The 18040-nt window shown below is 67.1% G+C and carries 21 protein-coding genes and 1 tRNA gene; 10 read left to right on the top strand and 12 right to left on the bottom strand.

Going from position 1 to position 18040, the window contains the following annotated elements; translation table 11 throughout:
• Positions 1-58: 58 nt before the first annotated feature.
• From SCH01S_RS11795 to SCH01S_RS11785, 3 genes are read left to right on the top strand one after another with little or no spacing between them, the layout of a single operon-like run.
• Positions 59-742, top strand: coding sequence for a hypothetical protein (locus SCH01S_RS11795; RefSeq protein WP_046349016.1), 684 nt, complete (start codon positions 59-61; stop codon positions 740-742).
• Positions 743-744: 2 nt separating this feature from the next.
• Entirely contained in the window at positions 745-1179 is a 435-nt protein-coding gene (locus tag SCH01S_RS11790; RefSeq protein WP_046349015.1) for a GtrA family protein, read from the top strand.
• On the top strand, positions 1179-2309 hold the full coding sequence (locus SCH01S_RS11785; RefSeq protein ID WP_046349014.1) for a glycosyltransferase family 4 protein: 1131 nt from the start codon (positions 1179-1181) through the stop codon (positions 2307-2309). The genes SCH01S_RS11790 and SCH01S_RS11785 overlap by 1 nt, the downstream gene beginning before the upstream one ends.
• On the opposite strand, the gene SCH01S_RS11780 is transcribed toward SCH01S_RS11785, so the two are convergent.
• Together SCH01S_RS11780 and SCH01S_RS11775 are read right to left on the bottom strand one after the other, a co-directional pair.
• A complete protein-coding gene (locus SCH01S_RS11780) occupies positions 2297-3112 on the bottom strand; it encodes a formate/nitrite transporter family protein (RefSeq protein ID WP_046349013.1) in 816 nt (271 codons plus the stop codon). The genes SCH01S_RS11785 and SCH01S_RS11780 overlap by 13 nt on opposite strands.
• Complete coding sequence (locus SCH01S_RS11775) at positions 3105-4058, bottom strand: mechanosensitive ion channel family protein (protein WP_046349012.1); 954 nt, start codon at positions 4056-4058, stop codon at positions 3105-3107. Before SCH01S_RS11775 ends, SCH01S_RS11780 begins: the two co-directional genes overlap by 8 nt.
• A 67-nt stretch (positions 4059-4125) precedes the next feature.
• Here SCH01S_RS11775 and SCH01S_RS11770 point away from each other — a divergent pair, with 67 nt between their 5' ends.
• On the top strand, positions 4126-4506 hold the full coding sequence (locus tag SCH01S_RS11770; protein WP_245612247.1) for a DUF1622 domain-containing protein: 381 nt from the start codon (positions 4126-4128) through the stop codon (positions 4504-4506).
• A gap of 85 nt (positions 4507-4591) precedes the next feature.
• Here the strand turns inward: SCH01S_RS11770 and SCH01S_RS11765 are convergent, their stop codons facing one another.
• On the bottom strand, positions 4592-6958 hold the full coding sequence (locus SCH01S_RS11765; protein ID WP_046349081.1) for a TonB-dependent receptor: 2367 nt from the start codon (positions 6956-6958) through the stop codon (positions 4592-4594).
• Positions 6959-7109: 151 nt separating this feature from the next.
• On the opposite strand from SCH01S_RS11765, the gene SCH01S_RS11760 reads away from it, so the two are divergent.
• Positions 7110-7688 (top strand): TetR/AcrR family transcriptional regulator, encoded by a 579-nt coding sequence (locus tag SCH01S_RS11760; RefSeq protein ID WP_369385552.1) that lies wholly within the window; start codon positions 7110-7112, stop codon positions 7686-7688.
• Here the strand turns inward: SCH01S_RS11760 and metW are convergent.
• The 4 genes from metW to SCH01S_RS11740 form a co-directional block, all read right to left on the bottom strand.
• Positions 7674-8261 (bottom strand): methionine biosynthesis protein MetW, encoded by a 588-nt coding sequence (gene metW / locus SCH01S_RS11755; RefSeq protein ID WP_046349010.1) that lies wholly within the window; start codon positions 8259-8261, stop codon positions 7674-7676. The two genes, SCH01S_RS11760 and metW, sit on opposite strands and share 15 nt — an antisense overlap.
• Before the next feature lie 136 nt (positions 8262-8397).
• Positions 8398-9510, bottom strand: a complete 1113-nt coding sequence (metX, locus tag SCH01S_RS11750; RefSeq protein WP_046349009.1) for a homoserine O-acetyltransferase MetX — start codon at positions 9508-9510, stop codon at positions 8398-8400.
• Complete coding sequence (locus SCH01S_RS11745; protein ID WP_084689553.1) at positions 9507-9857, bottom strand: RidA family protein; 351 nt, start codon at positions 9855-9857, stop codon at positions 9507-9509. The genes metX and SCH01S_RS11745 overlap by 4 nt, the downstream gene beginning before the upstream one ends.
• Positions 9858-9894: 37 nt before the next feature.
• On the bottom strand, positions 9895-11010 hold the full coding sequence (locus tag SCH01S_RS11740; RefSeq protein ID WP_046349008.1) for an alanine racemase: 1116 nt from the start codon (positions 11008-11010) through the stop codon (positions 9895-9897).
• 57 nt (positions 11011-11067) lie between these two features.
• Here SCH01S_RS11740 and hisC point away from each other — a divergent pair, with 57 nt between their 5' ends.
• The gene (gene hisC, locus SCH01S_RS11735) at positions 11068-12168 is read left to right on the top strand and encodes a histidinol-phosphate transaminase (protein WP_046349007.1); all 1101 of its coding nucleotides are present in this window, start codon (positions 11068-11070) and stop codon (positions 12166-12168) included.
• The gene (locus SCH01S_RS11730; protein ID WP_046349006.1) at positions 12168-13076 is read left to right on the top strand and encodes a prephenate/arogenate dehydrogenase family protein; all 909 of its coding nucleotides are present in this window, start codon (positions 12168-12170) and stop codon (positions 13074-13076) included. Before hisC ends, SCH01S_RS11730 begins: the two co-directional genes overlap by 1 nt.
• Here SCH01S_RS11730 and SCH01S_RS11725 read toward each other — a convergent pair whose 3' ends face one another.
• Entirely contained in the window at positions 13077-13823 is a 747-nt protein-coding gene (locus SCH01S_RS11725; RefSeq protein WP_046349005.1) for a proteasome-type protease, read from the bottom strand.
• A gap of 125 nt (positions 13824-13948) precedes the next feature.
• Between SCH01S_RS11725 and SCH01S_RS16530 the strand changes: the two genes are divergently transcribed.
• The gene (locus SCH01S_RS16530) at positions 13949-14107 is read left to right on the top strand and encodes a hypothetical protein (RefSeq protein WP_157032911.1); all 159 of its coding nucleotides are present in this window, start codon (positions 13949-13951) and stop codon (positions 14105-14107) included.
• 59 nt (positions 14108-14166) lie between these two features.
• Here SCH01S_RS16530 and SCH01S_RS11720 read toward each other — a convergent pair whose 3' ends face one another.
• The 4 genes from SCH01S_RS11720 to ftsE are packed head-to-tail and all read right to left on the bottom strand — an operon-like array spanning position 14167 to position 16956.
• The gene (locus SCH01S_RS11720) at positions 14167-14841 is read right to left on the bottom strand and encodes a lysophospholipid acyltransferase family protein (RefSeq protein WP_174436039.1); all 675 of its coding nucleotides are present in this window, start codon (positions 14839-14841) and stop codon (positions 14167-14169) included.
• 5 nt (positions 14842-14846) lie between these two features.
• Positions 14847-15377 carry a YdcF family protein gene (locus SCH01S_RS11715; RefSeq protein ID WP_046349003.1) on the bottom strand — a complete coding sequence of 177 codons (531 nt, stop codon included), beginning with the start codon at positions 15375-15377 and terminating at the stop codon, positions 14847-14849.
• Positions 15374-16255: a cell division protein FtsX gene (locus SCH01S_RS11710; protein ID WP_046349002.1), complete on the bottom strand. Its 882-nt coding sequence runs from the start codon at positions 16253-16255 to the stop codon at positions 15374-15376. The genes SCH01S_RS11715 and SCH01S_RS11710 overlap by 4 nt, the downstream gene beginning before the upstream one ends.
• On the bottom strand, positions 16252-16956 hold the full coding sequence (gene ftsE, locus SCH01S_RS11705; RefSeq protein WP_046349079.1) for a cell division ATP-binding protein FtsE: 705 nt from the start codon (positions 16954-16956) through the stop codon (positions 16252-16254). Before ftsE ends, SCH01S_RS11710 begins: the two co-directional genes overlap by 4 nt.
• Before the next feature lie 120 nt (positions 16957-17076).
• Here ftsE and SCH01S_RS11700 point away from each other — a divergent pair, with 120 nt between their 5' ends.
• On the top strand, positions 17077-17772 hold the full coding sequence (locus tag SCH01S_RS11700; protein ID WP_046349001.1) for an MJ0042-type zinc finger domain-containing protein: 696 nt from the start codon (positions 17077-17079) through the stop codon (positions 17770-17772).
• A gap of 81 nt (positions 17773-17853) precedes the next feature.
• A tRNA-Leu gene (locus tag SCH01S_RS11695) sits at positions 17854-17940 on the top strand.
• Positions 17941-18040 lie beyond the last annotated feature (100 nt).

Here is an 18040-nt window from a genome sequence, read left to right as displayed (position 1 = left end):
AACGGAATCGCATGCGAAACGATTGAGGCGGCGGGCATTTCGCCCGTGAGGCTTATCGATGTTCGCCTGGTTTCGTCGCCGCTACCTGGACCTGCTCGGATCGATCTACATCTACAACGAACATCGCGGCTATACCGCGATCGACCGTGTGCTTGAGGCGGTGAAGGCCCGCGCCCCCGACGATCATGCGCTGATCGCGGCGATCGAGAAGCACCGCGCCGACGAGCGCAAGCATTACGTGATGTTCCGCCGCTGGTTCGAACTGCGCGGCGTGATGCCGTTCGCCGTCGACCGCACGATCGGGCACATCGATCGCTTCGTCGAGATCATGTTCCGCACGACCATCGACGGGCTCGACACGAAGGCGGTGATCGCGAGCGATGCGCTGTTCGAGCGTCTGTGCCGCGTGATCTCGCTGACCGAGCAGCGCGGTTACCGTCAGGTCGAGGTCCTGCTGGATCACCCGCTGGTCCGCGGCGACAAGACGCTGATGAAGATCTTCAAGGTCATCGAGCGGGACGAACCGAGCCATTGGGCGCCTTATGAGGGCTGGCTGCGCGCTCATGGCAAGCGCGCGCCGCGCTGGTGGGAACGCGCGGTGGACAGCTTCATCCATTCGGAGCTGCTGTTCCTGAAGCTGCCGATCCTGTTCCTGACACCCAGGCTCAGGCGCCGCACCGATTGGGCCGACGCGCATGATCCGCGGCCGGTGCCGTCGATGACGCTGGCGGTCGGCCACTGACGATGCAACGATCGATCGCCCCGCCGGCAAGCCTCGCCGCGCGCCTGCTGTCGCGCAAGGCGGGCGCGATGCTGGTGCGCAACACCGTCGTCAGCTGTGTTGCGTTCGCCTTCGACCTGGGGCTGCTCTGGGCGCTGGTGCAATGGGCGGGCATGGACAAGCTCCTGGCGGCCGCGATCGGCTTTATCGCCGCCAACACGCTTCATTATGCGCTGGGGAGGAGCTGGATTTTCCGCGGCACCGACCGCGGGGTCGCGAGCGGCTATGTCTATTTCCTGGTCAATGCCGCGATCGGGCTGGCGATCACGATGGCGCTGTATGCCGCGTTCCTTCGGTTCACGACCATCAACTATCTGGTGGCGCGGGTCATCGTCTCGGTGTTCGCCGGTCTTGCCGTGTTCGTGCTGAACGCGGTGCTGAACTTTCGCCGGCTGTGATGCGGATCGCGCTGTTTTCCGGCAACTACAACTATCTGAAGGAAGGCGCGAACCAGGCGCTGAACCAGCTGGTGCGCTATCTGGAGACGCAAGGGCAGGCGGTTCGGGTCTATTCGCCGGTGACGGACACGCCGGCGTTCGAACCCGCGGGAACGTTGGTGCCGGTGCCGTCGATCCGGCTGCCGGTGCGCGGCGAGTTTCGTCTGGCGCTTGGCCTGCCGCGCCACATCCGGGCCGATATCGAGCGATTCGCGCCCGATATCGTCCACGTCTCGACGCCCGACATTCTCGATACGCGCGCGCAGACCTTCGCGAAGCGGCTGGGCGTGCCGGTCGTCGCCAGCCTGCACACCTTGTTCGAGACGTATCTCGATTACTACCGCCTCGGCTGGGCGCGGCCGCTGGTCGAGGCACATCTGCGCCGTTTCTATCGCCGCAGCGATCATGTGCTGGCGCCGACGCCGGGGTTGGTCGACGACATGAAGCGCGTCCGTGGCGACGGTCGCGCCAGCGTCTGGAGCCGTGGCATCGATAGCGACCTGTTCCATCCCCGGCAGCGCAGCCGGGACTGGCGGCGCAAGCACGGTATCGGCGACGGGCAAGTAGCGGTGCTGTTCTTCGGCCGAGTGGTGCTGGAAAAGGGCGTCGAGATCTATGCGTCGGCGCTGCGCGCGCTGCAGGATCGCGGACTGGACGTTCGGCCGCTCGTGGTGGGCGCGGGCCCTGCCGAGCATGTGCTAGCCGCCCTGCCGGGCGCGGTGCTGACCGGCCATTTGCAGAACGAAGCGCTGGCCCGCGCGGTCGCGAGCGCCGACCTGATGCTGACGCCGAGCACGACCGAGACGTTCGGCAATGTCGTGCTGGAGGCGATGGCTTCGGGCCTGCCGGTCGTCAGCGCCGATGCGCCGAGCGCACGCGCGCTGCTCGACAATGGCCGCACCGGCCTGCTCTGCCCACCGCGCGATCCCGGAGCCTATGCCGATGCGGTCGCGATGCTGGTCGGCGATCCGGACCGGCGCAGACGCATGGGCGATGCCGCACGCGCCGCAAGCGAGGCCTATAGCTGGGACGCGGCATCCGAAAGCGTGCTCCAGGCCTATCGTGCGCTGCTGGAGCGTCAGATTTCCTGACTGACCTGGGCGTGGGCGAGCACGGCGAACAGGCCGGTGCCGCCGATGATGTTGCCCGCCAGCGCCGGCAGCAGGAAGCTGCCGAACACCCAGCCCAGGTCCGCGCGGCCGGCCCACATCAGCAGGAAGGCCTCGGCCGCACCGGCTATCACATGGGCAAAGCCGCACAGGCTGATCGCGAGCGTCAGAACCAGCACCACCGAAAAGCCGGTCTCATTATTCGCAGAGCGGATCCACGCCACCGACGCCATGATGAAGCCGGCGGGGATCGCCTGCATCATCGTATCGAACGCGTCGCGCTCCTGCAGCCTGGAGGCGACCGCGACCATCCCGTCCAGCATCGCGGGCGATTGGACATGTCCCTGTGCCGCTAACGCCGTTACGGCGGCCGTTCCGACCAGATTGCCGGCGAACACGATGCCCCAGAGCCGCGCGACGCGGCCTGCATTATGCCACGTCGTTTCCCGCGCGAACGGCAGGATCGCGACCACCGTCTGTTCGGTGAACAATTGCATTCGGCCCAGCACGACGATCAGGAAGCCGACGGGATAGCCGAATGCGACCACCGCCTCGCGCCAGGGCGCATCGGGCAGGTAGCGATGCAAGGCGCCGCTAACCGACACCGACGCCATGATCGCGATGCCGGCCGCCACCGCCGACCAGAACAGCGACGATGTCGGCCGCTCCAGCTCTTCCTCGCCCTGCTTTGAGATCGAGGCGTGGACGACCTTGGCGGGAGCCGGGCTGTTTTCCTCGACCTGCTCGCGTTCCTTGGGCGACAGATTCTGGGCGGGGTCAGCCATGGGCCGGACTCGCCGGCTCGAGCTTGAGCGGCGGGGCTGCGGTGATCTCATAGGTCGCGGACGCAATACCGATGCCGGCGGCATCAAGCGCAGCGAGAATGTCGCGGCTCATCGCGTCCTTGATCCCGCGGACCCCATGGTCGGGTGCCAGGAAGCGCACCGTCATTTCCAGCCAATTGTCGGTGAGCCGCCAATAGACCCGCGGCGTCACGTCCACGCCCTTCAGACTGTAGCGTTGTTCCAGCTCCTCGAGCTGCTGCTGCCCCAAACGTTCGGGCACGAGAGCATGGGCCTTGGCCGCGGTGAGCAGGATATCCTCCGCCTTTGCGCGGTCGTCGGGATAACGCACCGGCAGCCGGATTTCGTCCCAGATGTAGGGGAAATGGTGCGTGTAGTTATAGACCGGCTCGTCGAAGATCTTGTCGTTGGTGACGGTGACAATGCGGCCGGTGAACTGGCGGCTGTGCACCCAGACGGCCGGCGCCGCGCTCTGCACCGGCGGCGGCTCGCCCATTTCCATGATCTTCGTTTGCATGAAGCTCAAGGCGATCACGTCGCCGCGCACGCCGCCCATCACGATCCGGTCGCCGACGTTAAAGGTCTTGCCGCGCAGGATCACGAAATAGCCGGCCACCGCGGTGATCACGCGCTGCAGCGCGAAGGCGACACCTGCGGTCACAAGTCCGAACACGGTGCTCAGGTGCGCGGGATTGTCGAACCAGATCGACATGAGGCCGAGCAGCAGCGCCACGGTGAGCAGCAGGGCCACGCCCTGCCGGCTCCAGAATCGGAAGCGCGGGCTATCGACCGAGCGGCCGATCCAGCCGAGCAGCGCGCGCAAGAATGCCCCAATCGCCCAAATGCCGAGCACGAAGATGAGCGTCAGCAGCAGCTTGTGGCCGGTTGCCGCATCGGCCCCGATCAAATGAACGCCGAACAGGTTCATGCCGCGCAAACAGGCCGGATAGGAATCGGGTTCCGGAACCCTGCCGGCGAAACGCGGTTCATCGGCCGTGGAACAAGCGCACGCCTATATCGAACTCCTCGCCAAGCTGCTGGAAATGGCCGGCGTCGCGATCATCCTGATCGGCGTGCTGGTCGCGACGATCCTGTTCTTTCGCGCCGGCGCCGGCACGCGCGATTGGCGTCACAGCTACGAACAGTATCGCGCCAATCTGGGCCGCGGAATCCTGCTGGGGCTGGAGTTGCTGGTGGGTGCCGACATTATCGGCACGATCACCGCGCCGCTGAGCTTTGAAAGCGTCGGCCTGCTGGCGATCATCGTGATGATCCGGACCTTCCTCAGCTTCTCGCTGGAGACGGAGATCGAAGGCTGCTGGCCCTGGCAGCGCGCCGCGATGAGAGCGCAGGGCGAGACCGACAAGAGCCGGTAGATGGGTGGGCCCCTCCGTCAGAAGGGGGAGTATCGAGAAAGGGCCCACCCGCCCCTCCCGCGGAAGGGGCGGGAGGGGAAAGGGATCAGAACTTCACGCCAAGGGTGACGAACACCTGCCGCGGATTGCCGTAAAAGGCGGTCAGCGTGCCTTCCTTGCCGAGCGCGGAAATGAACTTGCCGTTCTTATCGGTCAGCAACGCGCCGGTCACCGGATCGGCGGCCAGGAACGTATAGCCCGACGTCTTGTACTTCTTGTTCGTCAGGTTCTTGGCATGCACGCCGATCGACCAGCGATCGCCTTCGGCCCGATAAACCAGGTTCGCGTCCCAGAGCGCGAAGCCGGGCTGGTCGATGAACGGATTGGCGATTTCGAACTGATAGGTCTTGCTGCGGTACGAAACCGTGGTGTTCAAGTCGATCGTGCCGGTCCAGACGGGCGCGGTATAGTCGAGCGTGCCGCTCGCGGTCCATTTCGGCGTGTTCTGCACATGCCGGAAGGCGGTCACGTCGACGGTGCCGCGGCCGGCCACGAACGTGTCGTACTGCTTGAACTTCGGATCGATATAGCCAAGCGAGCCGGACAACGTCAGCGCGTCGCCGCCGACCGCGAAGTCGTTGGCCAGCTTCGCGCTGCCTTCGAACTCGACGCCCTGGAATCGCACCTTGCCGGCGTTGGTCGTGACGCCGCAGAAGGTCTGGATGCCGTTGACGACGCACCCGGCCGAGCCCGGAATCTGCTCGTTCTTATAGTCGGCGCGGAACACCGCCAGCGCGACGTTCAGCCGGTGGTCGAGCAGCGAGCCCTTGTAGCCTGCTTCATAGCTGTCGACCGTTTCGGGCAGGAAGCTCAGGAACGTCGCGACTTCCTGCTGATCGCGGATGCCGTTGCCGTTGGTGTCGGGCGCGTTGGCGCCGACGCCGCGCGGATCGAAGCCGCCGCCCTTGAAGCCCTTCGAATAGCTGACGTACAGATTGTGGTCAGGCGTCGGCCTGAAGCTCAGCGACGCGCGCGGCGTGAACTTGTTGAACACGCGCGCCCCGGTGAAATTCGTGCTGGGCGCGCCGAACGGAATCGCTGCTCCGCCGAAGATCGCCGCGCCGCCGCCCAGATAATTCTGCCGCAGGATCGACGCCTGGCGCCGGTCGCGCGTGTAGCGCCCGCCGGCCGACAGGCTGAACTGGTCGGTGAAATCATAGGTGAAGTCGCCGAATATGGCGTAGGTCTCGGTGTGGACCTTCGCATCGGTGAAGGCGGCGAGCCCCGGCACCGTCGTGAACAGCCGCACGTCGAACGCGGTCACGGCATCGGCATCGAGGAAGTAGCCGCCGACCAGCCCGTGGAAGCTGCCGGTATCGACCAACGCCTGCAATTCCTGGCTGAATTGGCGGTTGTTGTAGATGCCGGGCACGTCGAGATCCGCCGCGGGCAGGGCGTCGAAGTCGATCGGCGTGCGGGTCTTGTCCTTGCGATAGGCGCTGATGCTGCGCAGCGTCAGCCAGTCCTGGGGCTTGACCTCGGCATAGAGCGAAATGCCGCCGGCCCGCACCGACTGGTCGGGCACGAGCAGCCCGCCTTGCGAATCGAACACGTTGCTGAGCACCGGCGTATTGCTGACGAAGCTCGGAATCAGCCGATGGCCGCCGCGCGGCGCGCTCTGATCGTCGGTATAGTCGGCGGACAGGCGCACGAAGATCGTGCTCTCGTTGTTGATCTCGGCGCTCAAGCGGCCGGCCCAGATGTCCTTGTTATAGTTCTCAAGGCCCGTCGTCAGATTCTTGCCGAAGCCGCCGCGGCTCAGCCGCGCGACCGAGCCGCCGAACCGCAGCAGGCCCGATCCGACGCCGGTGCTGGCGCTGGCGATCACATCGGCCTGCTGATAGGTGCCGAGATTGGCGCGCAGCGAGACGGTCGGGTCGGCGCTCAGGCGCCGCGTCACATATTTCACCGCGCCGCCGATCGTGTTGCGGCCGTAAAGCGTGCCCTGCGGACCGCGCAGCACCTCGATCCGCTCGACGTCGTAGATGTCGAGAACGGCGGCCTGCGGACGGTTCAGATAGACGTCGTCGAGATAGATGCCGACGCCCTGCTCGAAGCCGGCGACCGGGTCCTGCTGGCCGACGCCGCGGATGAAGGCGGACAGGGTCGAGTTGCTGCCGCGCGACACTTCAAGTGTCACGTTCGGCGTGGTGTTGCCCACATCGGTAATATCCAGCGCGCCCTGCTTTTCCAGCGTCGCGCCCGAAAAGGCGGTGATCGCGATCGGCACTTCGAGCAGGCTTTCCTCGCGCCGCCGAGCGGTGACGACGATTTCGCCGCTCAGATCGTTCCCGGCGCTGTCTGCGACCTGCGGCGCGGTGTCGGCGGTCGACTGCTGCGCGAAGGCCGGCGTCGCGGTCAGCGCGGCGGCTGCGACGCCCAGATTGAACAGCGCACGCGTCGAAATCTTCATCATGCTATCCCCTCCCAGCGGGCCGCCTCCCTGCGGCTTGTGCCCGTCGTCGCGGCGGCTATACTGAAACCTGAACCGGGTTTCAACTTCTCGGCGGGGCAAGGTGAAAAAGACGAGCGAGCGTAGCGACGCTGCAACACCCGGGAGCAAGGTGCCTCGCACCGAGCGCGGCCGGCGGACGCTGCGCGCGATCCTCGACGCCGCGGCCGCCGAGTTCGGCGATCGCGGATTCCATGAGACCGGGATCATCCAGATCACCCAGCGCGCCGGCGTCGCGCTCGGCACCTTCTACACCTATTTCGATTCCAAGGAGGACGTGTTCCAGGCGCTGGTCCGCGACTTTTCGGACAAGGTGCGCGAGGGCGCCGGCCGCGCCATCGCCGACGCGACGGATCAGATCGATGCGGAACGGCGCGGGCTCGACTGGTTCCTGCACTTCGCCCGCGAGCACAGGGAAATCTACCGGATCATCGACCAGGCCGAATTCGTCGACCAAGACAGTTTCCGCTTCCACTATGAAACCACGGTCGCGCGCATCCGCAAGCGGCTGGAGGCCGCGGCCGAGCGTGGCGAGGTGCGCGCCGATGTCGGCGAGATTCACGCCTGGGCGATCGGCGGGATGAACGTGTTCCTGGGCTTGCGCTACGGCGTGTGGAGCGACGACGGCGATTTGTCGGAAGTCGCGAGGATCGCCAACGATTTCCTCGCGAAAGGCTTAGCGCCGAAGTAGGAAGACGGCGTGTTCGGCGCGGAAATTGGCTGCGGCCGCGCTGGTCAATTTGTCGCCCGACAGGAACCAGGCGCCGTCGACCGTCAGCCCCCGCTCACGGACGTACGCGCGGAAGTCGTCGATGGTCGTATGGTGGATGTTGGGCGTCTCGTACCATTTGAGCGGCAGCAGGCGCGTGACCGGCATCCGCCCGCCCCATAAAAGCGACAGCCGCACCCGCCAATGTGCGAAGTTCGGGAAGGACACGAACGCCTTGCGCCCGATCCGGAGCAACTGATCGAGCACCTGGTCGGGCCGGCGCGTGGTCTGCAGCGTCTGGCTGAGGATTGCATAGTCAAACGCGTCCGCCGGATAGTCGGCAAGGTCGGTATCGGCATCGCCCTGGATCACCGACAATCCGCGCGCGACAGCCGCGGCCACATTGGCAGGATCGATTTCCAGCCCGCGCGCATCGACCTGACGCTCGGCCCGGAGCGCCGCCATCAGCGCGCCGTCGCCGCAGCCCACGTCCAGGACCCGAGCGCCCGGCGCGACGTTGGCAGCGATGATCGCGAGGTCGGGTCTTAGATTCATAACCCTCTCCCCAATGGGGAGAGGGTGGCTGAGCGAAGCGAGGCCGGGAGAGTGGCTGTGCGGGACTCTGCCCCTCTCCCTGGTCCCTTCGCGACCTTCCCTCTCCCCGGTGGGGAGAGGGCTGAGATGGATCGCTTCACGCTCCCACCCCCAAAAACCCCGCGATCACCCGGTCCATCTCGGGCTGTTCCAGCAGGAACGCATCGTGGCCGAACGGGCTCGACAGCTCGACAAAGCTGACCGGTGCGCCGGCGGCGTTCAGGGCGTGGACGATCGCGCGGGATTCGGCGGTCGGGTACAGCCAGTCGCTGTCGAAGCTGATCAGGCAGAACCGCGTGCTCGTGCCGCGGAATGCCGCCGCCAGGCTGCCACCATGCTCCTCGGCGATGTCGAGATAGTCCATCGCGCGGGTGATATAGAGGTAAGAGTTTGCGTCGAACCGGTCGGTGAAGCTGATCCCCTGGTGGCGCAGGTAGCTCTCGACCTGGAAATCGGCGTCGAAGCCGAAGCTCTTCGCGTCGCGCGCTTGCAGCCGGCGGCCGAATTTCTCGGTCAGCCCCGCTTCCGACAGATAGGTGATGTGCGCGGCCATGCGCGCGACCGCGAGCCCGGCGGCGGGCGGTGCGGCGTCGTAATATTCGCCGCCGCGCCAGTTCGGATCGGCCATGATCGCCTGCCGCCCGACTTCATGGAACGCGATGTTCTGGGCGGAATGACGGGCGGACGAGGCGATCACCAGCGCCGCCGCGACCCGATCCGGATAGGTCGCCGCCCACTGAAGCGCTTGCATGCCGCCCATCGAGCCGCCGACCACGGCCTTGAGCCGCTGGATGCCGAGATGATCGAGCAATGCCGCCTGCGCGCGCACCATGTCGCGGATCGTGATGACGGGAAAGCGCATGGCGAACGGCCTCCCCGTCGCCGGATCGAGGCTGGCCGGTCCGCTCGACCCCATGCAGCTGCCGAGCACGTTGGCGCAAATGACCAGATGCGTGTCGGTGTCGATCGGCTTGCCCGGTCCGACAACGCGCTGCCACCAGCCGGGCTTGCCAGTGCGTGGGTGCGGCGACGCGACATGCTGGTCGCCGGTCAGCGCGTGGCAGATCAGGATCGCGTTCGAGGCATCGGCATCGAGCACGCCATAGGTTTCATACGCGATCTCGACCTCCGGCAGCGAAGCGCCGCCGTCGAGCATCAGCGAGCCGGTCAGGCGGGCCTGCCGGTTGAGCCCGAAGCGCGTGTCCGTCATCGCGTCGCGATCGCCTCCACTTCGACCAGATAGCCGTGATGAAGCGGCGGGACGGGCACGATTGCCCTGGCGGGGCGGGCGTCGCCGAACAGCTCGGCGAAGACGCGATTGAAGGCGGGCCAATGGTCGATGCCCGCCACATAGGCCGTGACTTTCAGCACCCGCTCCGGCGAAGACCCTGCCGCCCGCAGCACCGCGAGCAAGTTGCCGACGGCGCGGCGCGCCTGGTCGTCGAAGGGAGCCGTCGGATCATGCGTGCCGTCGGCCAGCACCGGCAATTGGCCGGAGACGAAGACGAGATCGCCGAACGCCGTTGCCGCCGAATAATGGCCGCCCGGGGGGGGCATCTCTGGTGATTGGATCAGTTCGATGCGATCGTCCAAGTCACCAGCCTCCAAACCGCGGCCAGACGTGAAGGACCTCCCCCGCTTCGTCCATCACATGATAGCGGTCGTGCTGTGCGGCGGTGGCGCACGCATGGTTCGGCAGGATGCGGAGCAGCGTGCCGATCGGAAAGCGCGCAAGGTCGAGCGGCCGGCCGTGGCGATCGGCGACGATGCCATGCTCCTGGTTGGCGGAAATCACGATCAGGTCATCGTGCCCGGCGACAAGGCCGTATCCCTGATCGACGTCCTGCGCCTGTGTGCCGCGATCGCGAGACAGCGCCATCCAGCCGGCATCGACGATCAGCCAGCCCCGTTCCGCCTGATGCCCGATGACTGTCGTCGCGACCGAAATCGCAATATCCTCGACCGCGCAGACGCCGAGGCCCGCCATGACCAGATCCTGGAACGCATAGACGCCGGTGCGGACTTCGGTGACGCCGCCCAGGTCGCGTGCGAACAGCGCGGTCGGCGTCGAGCCGACGCTGACGACGGGACAGAGAAACCCGGCGGCGCGCAAGGCCTCGGCCGCGCGGACCGCGCCTGACCGCTCCAGCTCCGCATGGGCGGCGAGCTGTTCCGCGCCCCGCGCGTCATAGGAGCCGCCGCCATGCGTCATCACGCCGCGCAGTTCGGCTCCCTCCGCGAGGCTCGATGCGATCGCCGCGAGTGTTGCGCTGTCGTCCGGCGCGACGCCCGCGCGGTGGCCGTCGCTGTCGATCTCGATCAACACCGGCAGCGTGAGTCCTTCCGCTCGCCCGAACGCCGAGACCGCGTCCGCCGCCGCGACGCTGTCGAGGATCAGCGTCAGGTCGGCGCCGCGGCGGATCAGGTCGGCAGCATGCGGCAGCTTGTTGGGCGCGATCCCGACCGCATAGAGAAGATCGCGAAAGCCGGCCGCGAAGAACTGGTCCGCTTCCTTCAGGGTCGAGACGGTCACGCCGCCCGCCCAGCCGTTCGTCATCGCGCGGGCGACCTCGACCGACTTCGCCGTCTTCAGATGCGGCCGCAGCGTGACGCCATGGCGCGCGATCGCCGCGTCCATCCGCGCGATGTTCGCGCGCATCCGGGGCGCATCGAGCAGCAGGGCGGGCGTTTCCAGATCGGCAAGGCGCATGACACGCCCTTATCGGTGCGCTTGCGTCGGCGGCAATCTCCTTTAGACGCGCGGCCCATGCTCGCCCCCGCGCCCAAGCCCTGGATCATGGAGATCGCGCCCTATGTGCCGGGCCGCGCGACGACTGACGACGGGCGCAAGGTCGCGAAACTTTCGTCGAACGAGAATCCGCTCGGCACCAGCGCGGAGGCCAAGGAGGCCTTCCGCTCCGCCGCGGACAGCCTTGAACGCTATCCGGACGCAAGCGGCACGATCGTGCGCGAGGCGATCGCGGAGATGTACGACCTCGATCCGGCGCGGGTGATCTACGGCAACGGATCGGACGAGATCCTGCATCTCGCCGCCGGCGCGTTCGCGGGGCCGGGCGACGAAGTGATCTTCGTCCGCTATGGCTTTTCCGTCTACGAAATCGCCGCACGCCGGGTCGGCGCGGTGCCCGTTGTCGCGCCGGACAAGGACTATGCGACCGACACCGACGCAATCCTCGGCCACGTGAACGAGCGGACGCGAATCGTCTACATTGCCAATCCGAACAACCCGACCGGCACTTATACGTCGCGCGAGGAGATCGCCCGGCTGCACGCGGGTCTTCCCGGCAATGTGCTGCTGGTGCTCGACCACGCCTATTCCGAATATCTGGACCCAAGCGAAGACGATGGCGGGCTGGCGCTGGCCAGGACCGCGCAGAACGTGCTGGTCACCCGCACCTTTTCCAAAATCTACGGGCTTGCTGCAGAGCGAATCGGCTGGGGCTATGCGTCGGCCGACATCGTCGAGGCGCTGCACCGCATCCGCCTGCCGTTCAACATGACGATCGCCGGACAGCGCGCAGCCGTCGCCGCGCTTCATGACAGCGGTTTCGTCGCGCACTCACGCGCACACAATGCCAGGTGGCGCGCCTGGTTCGCCGAGCAGATCGCGAGCATGGGCAATGCCGGCCTTCGCCCGGTGCCGAGCAAGGCCAATTTCCTGCTGGTGCTATTCGAAGGCCGGCTGACCGCGGAAGCAGCCTATAAGGGACTGATGGACGCGGGCTACATCACGCGCTGGCTGCCGGGCCAGAAGCTCGGCCATGGCCTGCGGATCACGATCGGCACCGAAGACGATATGCGCGGCCTGACCGAGGCGCTGCGCCGGCTCGTGGCGGACGCGGGCTGATGCTGCCCTTCGCGCGCGTCTCTGTCATCGGCCTGGGCCTGATCGGTTCCTCGGTCGCCCGCGCGGTCCGGCAGCATATGCCGACCGTAAGGCTAACGGGCCACGATGCCGACCCGACCGTCCGCGCGACCGCCGAGCGGCTTCAGCTGTGCGATGATATCGCCGACACTGCCGGCGCGGCGGTCACCGATGCCGACCTCGTCCTGCTCTGCGTGCCGGTCGGCGCGATGGGCGCGGCCGCGGCCGAATTCGCGGCGGACCTGCCGGCGGACGCGATCGTCAGCGATGTCGGATCGTCCAAAGCGGGCGTCGCCGCTGCGTTGCGCGCCGCGCTTCCCGACGCGCAGATCGTTCCCGCGCACCCGGTCGCGGGCACGGAAAACAGCGGGCCGGAAGCCGGTTTCGCAAGCCTGTTCCACGGCCGCTGGTGCATCCTGACCCCAGTCGAGGGCACCAATCCCGCCGCGGTGGCGCGCGTCGAGGCGTTCTGGCAGGCGCTCGGCGCCAATGTCGAGACGATGACGCCCGAGCATCACGACCTGGTGCTGGCAGTCACCAGCCATTTGCCCCACCTGATCGCCTATACGATCGTCGGCACCGCATCCGATCTGGAGCAGGTCACGTGCTCCGAAGTGATCAAATATTCGGCCGGCGGGTTTCGCGATTTCACCCGCATCGCCGCGTCCGACCCGACGATGTGGCGCGACGTGTTCCTGGCCAACAAGGATGCGGTGCTGGAGATGCTGCAGCGCTTCAGCGAGGACCTGACCGCCCTTCAGCGCGCGATCCGCTGGGGCGACGGCGACGCGCTGTTCGACCTGTTCACCCGCACCCGCGCGATCCGGCGATCCATCATCGAACAGGGTCAGGACGAAGCCCGCCCCGATTTCGGACGCTCGCACGAATAGTCAGTCGTCCATCCAGGGCGGGCTCGGCAGGCCGGTTGCAGCTTCGTAGATCAGCTCGGCCCAGCGGTCGGCGAGCGCCTCGAAATAGCGGTCGCCCCGCTCGATCCGCCGGCTGATGCCCGGCTGCGCGCGATCGGCGGGCAGCACCAGCAGGTCGATCGGCATGGCGACGCCCAGATTCGATTTCATCGTGCTGTCGAACGACAGGCAGCCCATCTTCACCGCCGGCGCCAACGGCGTCTCGTAGCGGAGCGCGCGATCGAGGATCGGCCGGCCATATTTGGTCTCGCCGATCTGCAGGAACGGCACGTCGGGCGTGCACTCGATGAAATTGCCGATGCTGTAGACGAGGTAGAGCTTCAGCGGCCCGTCCCCGATCCGGCCGCCGACCAGCAGCTCGGTGCTGGCGTCGATATGCGAGCGCTCGAGCGCCGCGCCGACGGTCGCGCCGACCCGCTCCACCGCCTCACCGACCAGCTGCGCAACGCGGAACATCGTCGGCGCCTCGCTCAGGGACCGGCCATGCTCCCTGGTCTCGGAGGCGAGCTGATCTTCCTGCAGCGAACTGATCACGGACTGGCTGACCGACAGGCTGCCGGCCGTCGCCGCATAGATCTGACGATCCGGGCCGTCGGCCAGAACGTGCAGCTTCCGGAAGGTCGAGAAATTGTCCACGCCGGCATTGGTGCGGGTGTCGGCCATCAGGATCAGCCCGGATTCGAGCAGCATCCCCAGGCAATAGGTCATCCGCCATACTCCTCGACTGGCCGCTTTCGCCCCGGCTCCGCCCGATTTCTCGAAACCGCGCTGGCAGGCAAGCGTTCCTACAGCCGCGTCCCCAAGGCGCAGAGCAAGGCGTAAGGAGCCTGACCATGCAGAACAAGAACCACGACCGCGACAAGAAGCAGCAGAGCGGATCGAGCAGCGACCGCAACCGCCAGCAGTCGCAGCAAGGCAGCGACAGCAGCCGTCAACACAGCGGCAGCAGCAGCGGCAGCCACAAGGGTGGATCGGACCGCAGCAGCCGCTGACAGCGGACCACCTGAACAAAACGGCCGGCTCCTTCGAGCCGGCCGTTTTCTTTTGAAGATCAGTCGTTCAACGCATTGATCGCGGCGTGGACGCGCGCCTCGACCTCTTCGCGCGGCAGGCCGGGCGGGATCGTCTCGCCAACCCGGAATGTGATGGTGCCGGGGTGCTTGGGCCCATTTTTCGGCAGCAGAAGACCGCTGTCGCAGGCGATCGGAACAACCGGCAGGTTTAGCAGCCGATACAGGCCGGACATGCCCGATTTGAGCGGCGGCGCTTCGCCGTGCGGCACGCGCGTGCCTTCCGGAAAGATCAGGATCGGGCGGCCTTCGGCAATCAGCGCCTTGGCTTCGGAAAGCATCGCGCGCAGCGACTTGGCGCCGGCATCGCGCTCGACGACGATGCCGCCATAGCGCTGACAGGCGCGGCCCCAGAGCGGGATATCCATCAACTCGCGCTTGAACACCGGAGCGGGCCGATCGAGAAACAGGAGGGCGTTGATGGTTTCATACATCGCCTCGTGCTTCATCGCGATCAGCACCGGGCCCTGTGGTACCGTTCCTTGCAGGCGCCAGCGGATGCCGAGCAACGTGCGTGCGCACCAGTCGTGAAACACGGCCCAGCCCTGGACGTGGCGGATCAGCGGCCCGCGCCCGGCGAGCGCGACCAGCGGCGCAAGAATCACGAAGATCGCGCTGCCCGGATAGAAGATCGCCTTGAACAAGAGCGCGCGCATGCCGCTCAATATCCGGCCAGCGCGGCAGCGCGGCGCAGCAGATATTTGTGATATTCGGTCAGCAGCACCTTCAGGTCCGGTTCGCTGTGCACTGCGTCGGTGACGATCGTCACATGCTCCGGCAGCGCCTGGCGCAGCTCGAACCGCGCACGGCGCATGTGCCAGTCGGTCGTGACCAGCCGGATGCTGCGATAATGGTGTTTTTCGATCCAGTCGGCCGACTCGGCGGCATTCGAGCGGGTGTCGACCGCCTCGTGACCCAGGTCGATGCAGCAATCGAACAGCGGCAGCGGCGGACGGAACAGCTTCAGGAAGTCACGCCGTGCGACCTCCATGTTGACGCCCGACACGAGCATCCGCTTCGCCTTGCCTTCGCGCATCAGCATCAGGCCGTGCTCGATGCGGTTGGGGCCCCCGGTTAGCACGATGATGCCGTCAGTGCGCTGGTCGCCCGCCGGGCGCGGCAGCAGGCCGACGAAGAAGACGAAGCCGATCACCCAGATCAGCACCAATGCGGACACGATACGCCGGATCACAGAATGCGCCTCAATGCACGTTCGAGCGTCAGCCGCGCCGCCGCCGTCGCGAGCAGCGCGCCGGCCATCGGCACCGCAGCCAGTGCCAGCCAGCCGGCGGGCTCGAGCCGGACCGATCCGACCAGTTCCGACCCGACCGCACCGATACGGCCCGCGAGCAAAATCAGCACCAGCGCGCCGGCCGCGAAGCCCAGCCCGCCGCCGAACAGCGCGTCGAGCGCAATCCGGCGCTGAAACAGGCGCGCAATCTGGATATCGGTGGCCCCCAGAAGGTGCAGAACGTCGATCGTTTCTCGGTGCGTGTTGAGCGCCGCGCGCGCGGCCAGCACCACGCACGCCGCGGTTGCGATCGCCATCAGCAGCACCAGCAGACCTGCAAGCCAGCGCAAGCTCCCGACCAGGTCGCGCAACGGCGCAAGCGCCTGTGCATGCGCATCGATCCGCGCCGCCGGGGCAACGGCCGCGACCGCCGCCTTCAACCTGGGCAGCGCTGCGGGATCGCCGAGGTCGATGTCGACCAGAGCCGGCACGGGCAGCTCGAGACCGCCCGGTCCGAGCCAAGGTTCGAGCAAACGGGCGATTTCATCGTCGCCGATGCGGTGCACGGTCGCGACGCCGGGCAGCGCGCGCGCGGCCCTGACCGCCGCTTCGGCCTGCGCGTTTCGCGCGACGCGGTCCGCCTCGACGATCTGGATCGTCACGCGGCCGGCGATCTGGTCGCCCAGCGCGCGGGCCGACCCGGCCAGCGCCAGTCCCGCAGCGGCGGCGAGCACGGTTAGGAACACCATGATCGCGATCACCCACGGCATCGGGCCGGCGGCGCGTCCCTCCGGCAGCAGGCGCCGGTCGGCGGCCGTGAAGGCGAACGGGAGGTTCATGCCGGCACGCGCGGCGGATAGCGCAGCGCGCCGGTCGGGTCTTCGAGCCGTCCGCGTTCCAGCCGCATGATCGCCGCGCTCGGCACGCGCGAGACCAGGTGCATGTCGTGAGTTGCGACGACGATCGTGGTGCCGAATTTGTTCAGCGCGTCGAACAGGTGGAGCAGCCGTGCGGCCATGTCCGGATCGACGTTGCCGGTCGGCTCGTCGGCGACCAGCATTTCCGGCTGGCCGATCACCGCGCGCGCGATCGCGACCCGCTGCTGCTCGCCGCCCGACAGCGTCGCCGGCCGCGCGCTCGCCCGGCCGCCGAGGCCGACCCAGGCGATCATCTCGCCCACCCGGTCGGCAATCTCGCCTTCATCGACGCCGGCCACGCGCAGCGGCAGCGCGACATTGTCGAAGGCGGACAGGTGCGGCACCAGCCGGAAATCCTGGAACACCACGCCGATCCGGCGGCGCAGCACGGGCAGCCGCTCGCGCGGCATCGTCACGACGTCTTCGTTGAACAGGCGGATGAGGCCGCGGCTGGGCCGCTGGGCGAGGTAGAGCAATTTCAGCAGCGACGTCTTGCCCGCACCCGACGCCCCGGTGAGGAAGTAGAACGCGCCCGGCGCGAGCGTGAAGCTGATGTCCGAAAGGGTTTCCGCGCCCATTCCGTAACGCAGACCCACATTCTCGAACTGCACGATGCTCGCCAACGCCCTCGCCTTCGGCCCTTTCATGACGCCATCGCACGGCCCCGCCGCCCAGGTAAAGCACCGTGCTTGCGTGGCGAGTCGCGGGGCGTTTAGAAGGCGTCGGAGAAGGGGCCGCGCCAGATGATCCTCGAATGTCCAGCGTGCCGCACGCGCTATACCGTCCCGGACGACGCGGTCGGCGTCAACGGCCGCGCGGTCCGATGCGCCAAATGCGGGCATAGCTGGCATCAATGGCCGGCCGGGCATGAGCCGGAGGCGGTGCCGAGCGGCCAGATGTCGGACGCGGACGAAGCGGACCTCGCCGCTCCGCCGCAGGGCACCGACATGTCCGCCGAACCGGACCGACCCGTCTATCAGGACGATGACGAGGACGACACGCCCCGCCGCCGCAATCCGGCGGTGCGCTGGACGATTGTCGCCGTGGTCATCGGTTTGCTGCTGCTTGTCGGGGTGGCGTCGCTGCAATTCGTCGGGTTCGACCGCGTTCGCGCCCAGCTCGGCATGACGCAGCGTGGATCGTCGGCTGCGCTGCTGCTCGAAGTGCCGCGCAAGCCCGAGCGGCGCGCGCTCGCCAGCGGCAACGAGCTGTTCGCGCTGACCGGCCGGATCGTGAACCCGACCCGGGAGCGGCAGAGCGTGCCCGATATCCAGGCCGAGCTGCAGGATGCGCAGGGGCGCGTCGTCTACAACTGGATCATCACGCCGCCTTCGCGCACACTGGCCCCCGGCGCCTCGGCCCAGTTCGACGCCGCCGTGTATGACGTCCCCAAAGGCGCGCGCGAGCTGAAGCTGAGCTTCGTCGGCGAGGCATCCTAAAGGGCGGTTGCGAGGGCCTGAACCCTCTGCTAGGGGCACCGCCTTGCCAGCGCCGGACCCGTCCGGTGAAGTGTCTCGAGTGCGGTCGTGGCGGAACTGGTAGACGCGCAACGTTGAGGTCGTTGTGTCCGAAAGGACGTGGAAGTTCGAGTCTTCTCGACCGCACCAGACAGGTTTTCTCGTAAGCTGAGAGACAGTTAACCGTCGGCTCGCGACGGAATTCCTCTAGCCGTGGGCAACGCCTGCCCGTTACAACCCCCGCTCACAG

Origin of the sequence: Sphingomonas changbaiensis NBRC 104936 (assembly GCF_000974765.1) — a bacterium.
In the GTDB taxonomy this organism is placed as follows: Bacteria; Pseudomonadota; Alphaproteobacteria; order Sphingomonadales; family Sphingomonadaceae; genus Sphingomonas_B; species Sphingomonas_B changbaiensis.
Note: the sequence above shows the minus strand (reverse complement) of the source record. Positions and strands in the feature narration are given on the sequence as shown.

Coding starts and splice junctions, on each gene's coding strand:
- metX (WP_046349009.1), bottom strand. CDS start 9,510: ATGACGGACACGCGCTTCGGGCTCAACCGGCAGGCCCGCCTGACCGGC.
- SCH01S_RS11775 (WP_046349012.1), bottom strand. CDS start 4,058: ATGAACCTGTTCGGCGTTCATTTGATCGGGGCCGATGCGGCAACCGGC.
- SCH01S_RS11765 (WP_046349081.1), bottom strand. CDS start 6,958: ATGAAGATTTCGACGCGTGCGCTGTTCAATCTGGGCGTCGCAGCCGCC.
- hisC (WP_046349007.1), top strand. CDS start 11,068: ATGCTCGCCCCCGCGCCCAAGCCCTGGATCATGGAGATCGCGCCCTAT.
- SCH01S_RS16530 (WP_157032911.1), top strand. CDS start 13,949: ATGCAGAACAAGAACCACGACCGCGACAAGAAGCAGCAGAGCGGATCG.
- SCH01S_RS11780 (WP_046349013.1), bottom strand. CDS start 3,112: ATGGCTGACCCCGCCCAGAATCTGTCGCCCAAGGAACGCGAGCAGGTC.
- SCH01S_RS11710 (WP_046349002.1), bottom strand. CDS start 16,255: ATGAACCTCCCGTTCGCCTTCACGGCCGCCGACCGGCGCCTGCTGCCG.
- SCH01S_RS11740 (WP_046349008.1), bottom strand. CDS start 11,010: ATGCGCCTTGCCGATCTGGAAACGCCCGCCCTGCTGCTCGATGCGCCC.
- SCH01S_RS11790 (WP_046349015.1), top strand. CDS start 745: ATGCAACGATCGATCGCCCCGCCGGCAAGCCTCGCCGCGCGCCTGCTG.
- SCH01S_RS11795 (WP_046349016.1), top strand. CDS start 59: ATGTTCGCCTGGTTTCGTCGCCGCTACCTGGACCTGCTCGGATCGATC.
- SCH01S_RS11730 (WP_046349006.1), top strand. CDS start 12,168: ATGCTGCCCTTCGCGCGCGTCTCTGTCATCGGCCTGGGCCTGATCGGT.
- SCH01S_RS11785 (WP_046349014.1), top strand. CDS start 1,179: ATGCGGATCGCGCTGTTTTCCGGCAACTACAACTATCTGAAGGAAGGC.
- SCH01S_RS11720 (WP_174436039.1), bottom strand. CDS start 14,841: ATGCGCGCGCTCTTGTTCAAGGCGATCTTCTATCCGGGCAGCGCGATC.
- SCH01S_RS11700 (WP_046349001.1), top strand. CDS start 17,077: ATGATCCTCGAATGTCCAGCGTGCCGCACGCGCTATACCGTCCCGGAC.
- SCH01S_RS11725 (WP_046349005.1), bottom strand. CDS start 13,823: ATGACCTATTGCCTGGGGATGCTGCTCGAATCCGGGCTGATCCTGATG.
- SCH01S_RS11745 (WP_084689553.1), bottom strand. CDS start 9,857: ATGCCCCCCCCGGGCGGCCATTATTCGGCGGCAACGGCGTTCGGCGAT.
- metW (WP_046349010.1), bottom strand. CDS start 8,261: ATGAATCTAAGACCCGACCTCGCGATCATCGCTGCCAACGTCGCGCCG.